This is a genomic window from Pseudoalteromonas sp. Scap06, assembly GCF_013394165.1.
Taxonomy (GTDB): domain Bacteria; phylum Pseudomonadota; class Gammaproteobacteria; order Enterobacterales; family Alteromonadaceae; genus Pseudoalteromonas.
On the sequence record NZ_CP041331.1, the window covers coordinates 721,275 to 733,207 of the forward strand.

General features: G+C 37.4%; 8 protein-coding genes. 5 read left to right on the forward strand and 3 right to left on the reverse strand.

Translation table 11 applies throughout. The features are described 5' to 3' along the window. The first annotated feature begins 141 nt into the window (after positions 1-141). Positions 142-3,672, forward strand: a complete 3,531-nt coding sequence (locus FLM47_RS18670) for an ATP-binding protein (protein ID WP_178957391.1) — start codon at positions 142-144, stop codon at positions 3,670-3,672. A 142-nt stretch (positions 3,673-3,814) separates the two neighbouring features. Here the strand turns inward: FLM47_RS18670 and FLM47_RS18675 are convergent, their stop codons facing one another. After that, positions 3,815-6,070: an ATP-binding protein gene (locus FLM47_RS18675; protein ID WP_178957393.1), complete on the reverse strand. Its 2,256-nt coding sequence runs from the start codon at positions 6,068-6,070 to the stop codon at positions 3,815-3,817. Positions 6,071-6,079: 9 nt separating this feature from the next. Continuing rightward, the gene (locus tag FLM47_RS18680; RefSeq protein ID WP_010389226.1) at positions 6,080-7,348 is read right to left on the reverse strand and encodes a PotD/PotF family extracellular solute-binding protein; all 1,269 of its coding nucleotides are present in this window, start codon (positions 7,346-7,348) and stop codon (positions 6,080-6,082) included. 213 nt (positions 7,349-7,561) lie between these two features. Between FLM47_RS18680 and FLM47_RS18685 the strand changes: the two genes are divergently transcribed. From FLM47_RS18685 to FLM47_RS18695, 3 genes are all read left to right on the forward strand, one after another. Further along, positions 7,562-7,981: a DUF3429 domain-containing protein gene (locus FLM47_RS18685; RefSeq protein ID WP_178957395.1), complete on the forward strand. Its 420-nt coding sequence runs from the start codon at positions 7,562-7,564 to the stop codon at positions 7,979-7,981. Positions 7,982-8,048: 67 nt separating this feature from the next. Next, the gene (locus tag FLM47_RS18690) at positions 8,049-8,441 is read left to right on the forward strand and encodes a hypothetical protein (RefSeq protein WP_010389232.1); all 393 of its coding nucleotides are present in this window, start codon (positions 8,049-8,051) and stop codon (positions 8,439-8,441) included. A gap of 1 nt (position 8,442) precedes the next feature. Beyond that, positions 8,443-9,252 carry a class I SAM-dependent methyltransferase gene (locus FLM47_RS18695; protein WP_138621919.1) on the forward strand — a complete coding sequence of 270 codons (810 nt, stop codon included), beginning with the start codon at positions 8,443-8,445 and terminating at the stop codon, positions 9,250-9,252. Here FLM47_RS18695 and FLM47_RS18700 read toward each other — a convergent pair. After that, a complete protein-coding gene (locus FLM47_RS18700; protein WP_138621819.1) occupies positions 9,244-10,842 on the reverse strand; it encodes a GMC family oxidoreductase in 1,599 nt (532 codons plus the stop codon). The two genes, FLM47_RS18695 and FLM47_RS18700, sit on opposite strands and share 9 nt — an antisense overlap. 87 nt (positions 10,843-10,929) lie before the next feature. Between FLM47_RS18700 and FLM47_RS18705 the strand changes: the two genes are divergently transcribed. Further along, positions 10,930-11,931, forward strand: coding sequence for an AraC family transcriptional regulator (locus tag FLM47_RS18705; protein WP_138621817.1), 1,002 nt, complete (start codon positions 10,930-10,932; stop codon positions 11,929-11,931). Positions 11,932-11,933 lie beyond the last annotated feature (2 nt).

Sequence of the window (11,933 nt, forward strand, 5' to 3'; positions counted from 1 at the left end):
AAAAGGGTTTGTAGAGTTCTAAATTTGAGATAAATAAATACAAAACAAAACTCTTTATTAAAAGTAAAACTTGATCAATTACCTATAGCTCTCTAAGTTTAGGGTAGCTAAATAATGGCTGGTCTTTAATTGGAGTAGTGGATGCCAATAAATCTTAAGAAAAGGATAATTCGTCAGGTAAGTAATTACACCCTTTTATTCCCAATTTCTTTATCCGCCATAATGACCTTAATTGTTGTAGCCATTATTATTAATGAAGCAAGTTTATCGCGCTCAGTACTTAGCTTTGTAGAGCATGAAATCATAGACAAAAACCAATCTATTAATTCACAAACGCAAGAGGTTATTGAAAACTACCGTCGAGATATTCGTTTTTTACACGCAACCCCTCCAATCAAAGGTTTAGCTAGGGCATCAAATAACAAAGGAGTAGACCCACTAGAAAACACCACCTATGCTCAATGGAAAACTAGGCTTGAAATTATATTTGCAGCGTTTTTAAAAAATAACCCCGATTACGAGCAGCTAAGAATCATCAGTACCAACAAAAAAGGACAAGAACTGGTAAGGGTTGATCGCGTTCAGGGTGCAGTAGAGGTTATAGATTTAAATAGGCTCCAAAATAAAGGAGCGCAAGAGTACTTTACGGCCAGTAGTAACCTCTCTGATGGCGAAATATATATGTCTGAAATTTCGTTGAATAGAGAGTACGGTAAAATAGAGTTTCCTTATCGCCCGATGTTGAGGCTGTCTATGCCAATTTTTGATGAAAATCAAAATAGATTTGGCTTTATCATAATTAACGTGAATGCTAACAACTTATTAACCCTTTTAAAAAACAGTATTAATACACCATTTCAACTCGCTTTAACTGACAGTAACGGCTATTTTTTATCACACCCAAATAAAGATTTCACCTTTGGTAAAGACCTAAATAGTGATATTAGCATCAATAATAATTACACTTTTAACCCCGTTGCTAATAGCTCATTGTCGCTTATAAAACCAAAAAGCAATGCGCAAACAAGTTATTACACCGCAAGAAAAAAAATCACTTTAGCGCTGGGTGAAAAACAAAACTTTTTATCTAGCCACGTTTTAGCGCCTGTTGAGTATATAAAAAATATTGAAATGGAACGTAGAACAAAGCTCTACGCCTTTTTACTTATTTTGGTTATTGTATTAACTATCATTCTCGCATTTTTCAATCGTAGTCTTCGCAAAAGCCAAGAGCTTGCAAATGCGCGCGCACAATCTGAGGCGATTATAACCGGATCATCTGATGCGGTAATTGGCATTACCAATAACGGTATTGTCTCTAGTTGGAATAACGCCGCAACTCTGATGTTTAAACTTGGAGAATTAGAAGCTATTGGAAAATCAATTAATGATTTAAAAATAATAGATCAGCTAAATTTTAACGAGATAATTGAAAAGTTCACTGGTGGTACTCGTCAATTTAAGCAAGACGCTAGTATCAGTAACGGCTCTACTAAACGCTACTTTTCACTCTCTTTATCAGCCATTATCGATCAATTTGGAATGTTTATTGGTATAGCAATAATAGCCAGAGATGTAACCAAAGAGCGCACCATTGAGAATGAAATAATAAAAGTAAATCATGAGCTTGAAAATAAAGTAGCTATTCGCACTAAAGAGCTCAAACAAGCCAGTGAAGTAAAAAGCGCGTTTATTTCTAATATAAGCCATGAAATGCGTACTCCACTTAATGGCATAGTGGGTACTTTAAACTTAATAAAAAAAGAGCCATTAAGTGAAACACAAAAAAACTATTTAGAAATGACCGAAGTAAGTGTGAGTGCTTTATCTGTATTAATAAATGATATTTTGGATTTATCTAAAATAGAAGCCGGTAAACTTGAGTTGAACTTTAAAGAGTTTAATTTAATAAAATTAATCGAAAGCGTTTGTGGCAGTATGGCTGTTAAAGCTCAGGAGAAAGGCCTCGAATTTGTTTTAGATGTTGTGAATTTAAAATGTAAAACGATTACAACTGACCCCCATCGTTTTTCACAAATCCTGACTAACTTAGTAAATAATGCGATTAAATTTACTGAAACTGGGTTTATAAAGGTCACCGCTTATTGCGAGCAAACAAGCAATGATACTGTGACCGTTCACGTAAAAGTTACCGATAGCGGTGTGGGCATTGCACAAGAAAACCAGAACAAATTATTTACCGCCTTTTCCCAAGAAGACAAAAGCGTGGCATCTAAATTTGGTGGAACAGGGCTGGGGCTTTCTATATGCAGACAGCTTTGTAGCCTTCTAGGCGGAGAAATTAGCTTTGAGTCAGAAAAGTCTCTAGGTAGTAGTTTTCACATAAAACTAACACTGAGCAACGCTGATACAACTCATTATAGTTTTGCCCCACGATTAAAAAACAAAAGCTTCGCTATTGTGACTAAAAATAACGAGTTAGCCGACAGCATAAATAATTTAATAGCTGCTTTTTCTGGAAATAGTTTTTCAGCTGAACAATTACAACAATCTCTTGTTTCAGATGATATAAAAAACGTGTCTTTACCTGACTTTATACTTATTGAACAAGACGACACATTGTTAAAACGTTTAGATGAAATGTGGCCAACTATTGCTAATAATCATGTAATTAAAGTTATTTTATTAGCAAATCGCGGTTATCCTCAAATTAAAACAAGACACGTGCAAGCCAGCTTACTTTCTAAACCAATACTTATTTCAGAGTTTTTAAAAACAGTCGCCGATGAACGCAGCCTTGAAGATAAAATAAGTGCTGGTAGCAGTAATATTAATATTAACAAACGCCGTGAATCAGACTCAGTTAAAACTGATAATTCTGACTTTAAAGGGGCACATGTTCTTATCGTTGATGATAACGAAATAAATATAGAAGTAGCCGCGGGTATATTGTCATGTTTATCTTTAGAGATAGATACCGCGTCAAATGGCCAACAAGCAGTAGAAAAACTTGTTAACTCGGTGGCCAATAATCATCAATACCACTGTGTATTTATGGACTGCCAAATGCCTATATTGAATGGTTATGATGCAGCAAAACAAATAAGAGCTGGTGAAGCAGCGCCTCAAAATATTGATATTCCCATAGTCGCTATGACTGCTAATGCAATGATGGGTGAAAGACAAAAATGCCTAGATGCAGGAATGAATGATTACATCACTAAACCAATCTCTGCAGAGGTATTAGTTGCAACGGCTACAAAGTGGTTGTCTTCAACTTTTATAAAAGAAGCTCCATTGGAAAATAATCAGCTTAACGAAATTAATAAACCAGTTTCTGATACTTTGGATAGTCAAAGTTTACCTGATTGGGATAAAGATAACGCGCTATCTCGGTTATTAAATAATGAAGAGCTTCTTATAAAAGTATGTGAATTATACCTTCAGAGTACACCAATTAAGCTAGAAGAACTTGAGGATGCAATAAATAACAATAATTTATCGCAAATATCAAAATTAAGTCATGGCTTGAAAGGCTCATCGGGTGATGTAGGTGCGGCTAACTTGCATAAATTATTTGATGAATTAGAAGTAATGGCCAGTGAAAATGCCATGGGCAGTATGAAGAATAAATTAGAGCTCATTCAAACTAGCTACAAAAAACTCGAATCAACCATTAACAGCTACTTAGAGATACAACCCAGTAGTTAGCATTTTGTGGGTAATAATGAATAAACCACTGAAAATATGTATTGCTAATTAAAGTTAAAAGCGCCTAAAGGCGCTTTTAATTTTTGAGTGTATTGCTAACCAATACCACCAAAAAATATAAAAGCACATAGGATATTTATTCTTACTCGCTATACTGGTCAATTATAACTTTTAAACTATTGAATTCTATAGGCTTGTTTATAGTGTTAGTTATACCCGCTGCCACGTACTCAGGCTCGTCTTTTTCAGTGATGTTTGCAGTAACGGCAATAATGGGCACATCGTGGTAATTGGCTAGTTCCCTAATATATTTAGTTGCCAAAAGCCCGCCCATTACCGGCATTTGAATATCTATCATAATTAAATCAAATTGTTGTTTAGTACATAGCTCAAGCGCTATTTCACCATTATCTGCCATGGTTATATGTTTAATACCCATTGCTTTTAAAAAGCTTTCTAGCACGATTTGATTTACCGGATTATCTTCGGCAATTAATACTTGTATATCTTTATTTTTAATATTTACATCGGGTAATTGTGCTTGCTGTTTTTCAGCCACATTTGATGATGGAGTACTAAGCGTTAACTGAAAATAAAATCTCGAACCCTTATCCAATTCACTTTCTACTTGTAAATTACTGCCCATTAAGTTTAATATTTTACTAGAGATAGTTAATCCAAGCCCTGTACCACCAAAACGACGTGTTGTTGAAGTGTCAGCTTGGGTAAAAGCATCAAATAACGTTTTTATACTATGTTGTGAAATACCTATACCACTATCGATAACGCTAAATAGTAACATCACTTCACTGCAATTTTTCTCTTTTAGAGCAACAGATAATGTTACTGTTCCACACTCTGTAAACTTAAATGCATTCCCCAATAAGTTCATTAGCACTTGTTTTAAACGGGTTTCGTCGCCTTGTACCAAATCAACAGAATCTACTTTTTCTTTTACTATTTTAAACTCTATATTTTTATGGTCGGCTTGCGATTTAAAAATTTGTTCCAGCTCATACAATAAAGCACTTAATTTAAACTCTCTATTTTCTAGTAGCATTTTATCGGCATCAAGCTTACTTAAATCAAGAATGTCATTAAGAATAACCAATAAACTGTTACCTGAAGAGCTAATAACCTCAATCATGCGTTTTTGTTTAGCATCAAGCTCTGTATTACTCACTAGCTGTACCATGCCTAAAATACCGTTCATGGGAGTGCGTATTTCATGGCTCATATTAGCTAAAAACTCAGATTTGATTCGGGATGTTTCTTCGGCCGCTTTTTTTGCTTCAACTAGGCGCTCGTTTAGCACTCTAAATTTATTTGCTGCTTGGGCTAAAAACCCTATTTCGTCTTCACGGTTAATATCAGCTATGTTTGCTGAGAAATCACCATTTAGAAATGATCTAAAACTAACTGTGAGCCTGTTAATCGCTTTAATAATATGAAAGTGAAAAAATAAAGCGAAAAGAATAAATAAGGTAACAGACAAAAATAACGACACTTGAATAACAGTTTGCGCAGCATCAATGCTCTCTTGACTGGTTTTCGAAATATCACTAAGCAACAACAATGCATCTTCTTGCAATTTTTTGGCAAGTGCTGAAAACTCAACCGAATCACCGGCAATAACAATATTACTTAAGGTTAAATAGTTTCTATTAGCTAGAATGGCCTCAGCAAATAAAGACTCGAATTTAGTTGTTAAACTATTTAGTTGCTCGACCTTGTTGTGGCCAATCATTTTGTTTGTAGCGCCACTGTTGGTTAATTGTTTAATTAATTGTAGCCGCTGTTTTACTTGACTACGTTTGGCGTAATCGCGTTGAGTTAAAAACAGGACTGAATTGCGATACAGATGATGCCAATGATCCTTTAGCTGAAACAATAATAAGTCCTTGCCCAGCCTGGCCGTTTCTCCATCCCTGCTTGCTAAGGTAGTTAATGCTAATTCGTAGGTATTTGGTAACTGTTGCTCAATAATTTTAGACTTTTCATCATATCGTTTTTTAAGACTATCGATACTTTTGCCATAATTTAAAACCAATGATTGCATGGCGTTTAATGAGTTTTTAATCTTGTGTTGCTGAATTCGCTGTTGTGCTTCAATTAACCGCGCTTGAATACTTTGCTGAGTGCTTTTTATTTTATCAAAAATAACCTCGCTACCCGACACACCATAAACCGAAATATCTCGTTGAATCTGTAAAATATCTTTGTTAATTTCGAATACAACAACTGACAGCCCATTAATATTCAATACATTTTTACTGGCTTGCTCTATTTTGTCGGTTCGCTCATTAATAACAACGTAAACTATTATTTGTATTAAAATAAAAATAGCCAACGAAGATAATACTTTAATAGATAAAGAACCAATTAACTGTTTCAGCATTCAATTCCCTTATGCGTTTAGTAGTTCAAACCATTTATCTAAACTGTAATCGTAGTTATCCATCACTGTATTCCACACCGCAATATTAGAAAAGCGCTTTTCATAGCTGCCGCCATCGCGAATTTGCCCTGGCATAATTATATTTTTGCCATCGGTACCCGCTAGTGGTTGAGTCGCTTCTTTGCCATCGTACCAATAATCCCATTCGGGGGTGGTAATTATTTCTTTACTACGTTCTGGATTAGAAATGTAATAACCTTGCTTGGAAATAAATGCACCAGGCCAGCCCGATAACCACCAGTTCATGTATTCATAAGCGGCGTCTTTTACATGCCCTACCGTATTAGCAGAGAGACACATCACTCCATGCCATGCTCGATACCCTTCTTTAGGAGATGCATTAACAACGGGTAAACCTTGGGCTCTACATGCAGTCACCCCCGGAGAAAATATACTTTGTATGTGCACACGCTTTTTAAGCATAAACTCAACCGATTGTGGCACCGACGTCCAAAACCCAGAAAAATGCCCTGCTTGCTTTTTATTAATTAAAATTGCAAACAGTTTGTCTATTTCTGCAACACTCATATTGGCAATATTATTAAATGTCATCAGCCCTTGAGCCTGGGCTGCCAATGCGGCATCGAAAATACCTATGGTGGGGGCATTCACCAAACCTACATGACCTTTGTTACTCTCTTCAAGCAACCAGCCCCATGACTCAGTCTCGTAAGCCACACCCTTAGGTATAAAATTAGTGTTATAGCCAAATGAATCCACATTGTGAACATAAGGCATAAAACTTATTTTATCAGTTGCTTGGCTTCCAAGTGAGCCATCTTGTTGAACATATAAAATTTTGTTGGGCGCATCACCTGCGCCCAATTTTGCTGTGGGAACTAACTTACCGGTTTTGGTTAGTGGGTTTATTTCCTGCCAATATTTTAGTCTTTCTACTTCAATTGGTTGAATAGCATTGGCTTGCCACAATATATTAATTGAGTCAGACCATTGTTCATATAAATCAAATGAAGAGGGATCAGCTGCTGCTTTTTGTAAAACGGCCGCACTCCCCATAGGGGTAAATTCAATATTAATACCGAGCTCTTGCATGGCGCGGACTCTAAGCTCTTCTTGTAAAGTTACATGCGTTCCCATGACTCTAAGCGTAACCGGTTTTTTTGCAAACACATACGGCGCTTTAAATGCGACAGCAGAGGTCGCAGCACCGACCGCTAGCGTACTTAAAAATTTACGTCGAGTGACATTGTTAGCCATACTAATCATCCATTTAGTGATTCCCACAATCAGTATAGGTAATAATCGAATAATCACTAACTTAGCGCTTCCAAAAACACTATTTTAATTAAAATGAGTGATCGTCATAAATAACATGGTCGTTTAATCATTGTATAAATTTTATAAGATAACTCTATCTATCCTTGTTACACTAGCAGTGTTGAAATACCTACTCGATTAAGGCGCTTACCCATGGAAAAATTTGTTAATCACATTCAACTAGGCTATTTGGGCTTGCTGCCGTTTTTAGGCTGTGTGGGTTGGCCACTTATGTTTGGCAGTAACAGTGTTAATTTAGAGTTTTTTAGTTTTTACAGCATCGCTATTTTAGCGTTTATGGCAGGTAATTTATGGCATGCAGGGCAACAAAGCTTTGCCGATGCCATTAAAGCTGTGCTGCCGGTAATTCCTATACCGTTTTTATCATTTTTGCCGATTGAGTGGATGCTTGCTTGGTTAGGCGCGAGCTTTTGGTTAGTACTGATTTTCGAAAAAGCGTCGATTCATTGGCAGAGTTACCACAAAGATTACCAAAAAATGCGCTTTGTGCTTACATCTGTGGTGTTTGTGTGTCATATCTTAATTATTGGTATGAGTATTTACCCTAAATAACACGCCATTACTTAACCATTGGTCTGTAATAGGGTAACATCCGCGCACTGTATTGAGAGGACACCCCATGATAGACCAATTGCGCCAACAGCTTACTGACCTTGGTGAGAATTTTGTAGAAAAAAACGCCGCTTTTAAAATAAAAGTGATCCCTTTTTTTTGTGCCATTAGCATAAAAAAAGATCATAAAAGCGAAGGTCGTCTTTCTTTTTATTCAAATCAACTCATTGAAATACTAATGGTTGTGTTGTTTGTATTGTTTGGCTTATCTATATTTGATCCTGACGCAGGATTTACCCATGGTCCTATCCACATTGTTTTTGCTATTTTGATTACCTTTAACCTAATTTTAAAACAGGTTGCTATTGAGGGTTTAAAAACACGTTTAGCTATGTACAGGTTGCATCAAGCACCTCAGCAAAATGATGAGCCCGAAAAACCAAACACATCTTCACGCTAATATGTATTTAAATCCAAACTGGAACATACTTACGGTAGGTGATGGCGATTTATCGTTTTCAAATGCGCTTTATCGTCATATTAAGCCAAAAAAGTTAGTGGCATCCACTTACGACGACCAATCAACTATTGAGCAAAAGTACCCAGACAATGCGCTCAATGCTTTAAAGTCGCAAAAGGTAGAAGTACTTAATAGCTTTGATGTAACCAACCCACAATGTTGGCAAACGCTCGGCCAGCATTTACATAGTTTTGATGTGGTTATTTTTCAATTTCCGCTTATTCCTGCGTTTGTTGGTCGCGATGCATTTGAACACAATACACGCCATACCAGCATGAACGTACTTAACCGCGCATTACTGCATCAATTTATAAAATACGCCAATGAGTTTGCTTTAAATACACAAGGTGCAGGGCTATGTTTCATCACTTCAAAAGATGTTAAACCTTATCGAGAATGGAATATTGAAGGCAGTTTAAATACCCATTTAAACGCACAATATCAGGGACAAATGCCATTTGATATTAGTCTCTTTAATGGTTATAAAATTCGCAATGTTGACCGTGATAAACACGTTAAAGACACCAGCGGCATTACCTATGTATTTAGTGAAAAACCCTTACCTGAACTAGCTAGCTTGTTAACTTTGCCTGCTTACTTATCCGATAATTATTGCTCGCTATGTCGTGTAGGGCCGTTTTTAGCTGACGAGGATAAAAGCAAGCATTTTGCTGCTAAAAAACACCTGCAAATGATCAAACTAGAGCAAGACTGGCAGCAATGGTTAACAGCGTTTTATAAGTCAAGCTAGCTTAATTAAGTCAGCTGCTTTTTCGGCAATGGCTATCACACCGGCATTGGTGTTGCCGGTAATTATATGCGGCATAATTGAGGCATCAACCACACGCAAATTTTTCACGCCATGTACTTGTAGTTGGCTATTCACTACCGCCATGGCATCTTGCCCCATTTTACAAGTGCCTACAGGGTGATATTCAGTCTCGGCCGTTTGCCTAATATACTCAATAAGCTGCTCATTATTGTTAATATCTAGCGGGTAAACCATATTACCTCTAATTACATCAAATGCTTCACTTTGCATAATCTGCAGTGTTTTTTTAAGCCCCGCTAACATCACGTTTAAATCATCGGGGTGGCTTAAATAATTAGGATCAATAAGTGGAGCACTCAAGGGGTTAGCATCGGCTAATCGAATCATGCCACGGCTTTTAGGTTGCATAATACTACAGTGAATACTATAACCATGGCCTAGGTGCAGTTTACGGCTATGGTCATCCACCAGCCCAATTACAAATTCAAGCTGTACGTCGGGTACTTTTGAATCGGAAAATAGCTTTATAAAGGCATGTGATTCTGCAAAATTACTAGTAAGCTGCCCTTCACGTTTTACAAACCAATCAACGCATCCTTTTGCAATATTAAACGCCCCACCCGCACTTATACCAAATGTGCCTTTACTGTATTTAGCTTTATACAATGGCACAACGGTTAAGTGGTCATGAAGGTTCTCTCCAACACCAGAAAGCTCGTTTACTATTTCAATATTATGCTGCTTTAGTTGCTCTTTAGGGCCAACTCCCGATAGCATTAAAATTTGCGGTGAGTTAATTGCGCCAGCGCTTAAAACCACCTCTTTTTTTGCATGCAATACAACGGCCTTATTGTTTATAGAAACAGAGACTCCGGTTGCGGTTTTATCGCAAAAAAGTACTTTATTAACGTGTACTTTGCTAAGCACAGTTAGGTTTTTTCGATTTAAATGGGGGGTTATATACGCTTTTGCCGCGCTACAACGCTCCCCTTGATATTGAGTCACTTGCGATAACCTGGCTCCCACTTGCTGCCCTGCGTTTATATCGCCATTGTGCGGTACACCTTGTTGTTCGCAGGCGTTTAAAAACAGCTGATTTACAGGGCTTGGCAGGCTTAAATCCTGCACATGTAAAGGGCCATTAACCCCGTGTACATCACTTTCAGTAAAGGTTTTATTATTTTCAGCCTTAATGAAATAAGGCAATAAACTCTCATAATCCCAGCCCTCATTGCACAGTGCAGCCCAACTATTATAGTCGTGCTTATTACCCCGAATATAAACCATAGCATTAATGGAGCTTGAACCGCCAAGCACTTTGCCACGAGGCATAAATCCGCAGCGGTTATTAAGTTCTTTTTGAGGTACCGTATTGTAATGCCAGCTATTAATGCCATAAGGCACACTAGCAGCAACCCCTGCAGGCATTTGAACCATTGCACCTTTATCACTGCCGCCCGCTTCAATTAAGCACACACTCACATTTTTATTTTCAGATAATCGCGATGCAATAACGCAGCCTGCACTGCCTGCGCCAACAACAATGTAATCAAATGTAGTGGTATGCATAATTATTCTCCAATTAAAAAACCAGTTTGCATGGAACATCGAATAAAAACTTGTTATTTTTAGACACCCTCACCAAAAGTATATTTTATGAGCCGTTTAATTAGAGCCACTTCTTTACAAGGAATAGACCATTTAATTGCAGAACTTGGGGGAGGTTTCGCTGCCATAATGCAGCAGTGCGCCATTAATGTGGACTTTAATAAACTAGAGCAAGAGACCCTTACTTACCGCGCGTATGCACAGCTATTAGAGCATTGCGCCAATACACTGAATTGTCCAAATTTTGGTTTAAAACTAGCAAGCCTGCAAAGCTTTGATATTTTAGGCCATATTGCAATAGCCGCTCAAACAGGCACTAATTTAGCCGAGGCGCTAGATTGGGTGATAAAATATTTGCACTTACATACGCCAGCGCTTAATTTAACCACTCACCCACTTGATGATAATGAGCACGTGTTTTTATCATTCGCTATAAATCTCAGGCCATTACCGGCAATAAACCAAGTAATAGAGCTCACCATTGCATTGGCCATTGCCACTTTAAAAAATATAAGTAATGGCCGTTGTAAGCCACAAAGTGTATTTTTACCTCATACCCTAGGCGCAAATAAGCAGACCTACCACCAGCATTTTGGCTGTAAGGTTATTACTCATAGAAATAGCGCCGGTGTATTAATTGCCAAACAAGACTTAGATTTAACACTTAACGTAACTAAGCAACATAAAACCCAAGCAGCACTTAACTTTTTAGCTGAAAATAATGCTTATAGCCAATCTTTACCCGCTCAGGTAAGCGCGCTTATTCGCATTATGCTGCCGATATTTCAAAGCGCTAATAATACTATTGCCGCTGCGCTTAATATTCACCCTCGCACCTTGCACCGAGAACTTAAAAAGCACGATACCAGTTTTGTAAAGCTCAAAGACGCCACTCGCCGCGCCTTATGTGAGCACTATTTATTACAAAACCAATTGTCGGTGACTCAAATTTCAGAGCTTTTAGGTTATCAGGAGCAAGCCACATTATGTACTAGCATTAAACGTTGGTTTAATTGCTCTGCCCGCGCATTTAGAGCCAAACATTGTTAAAC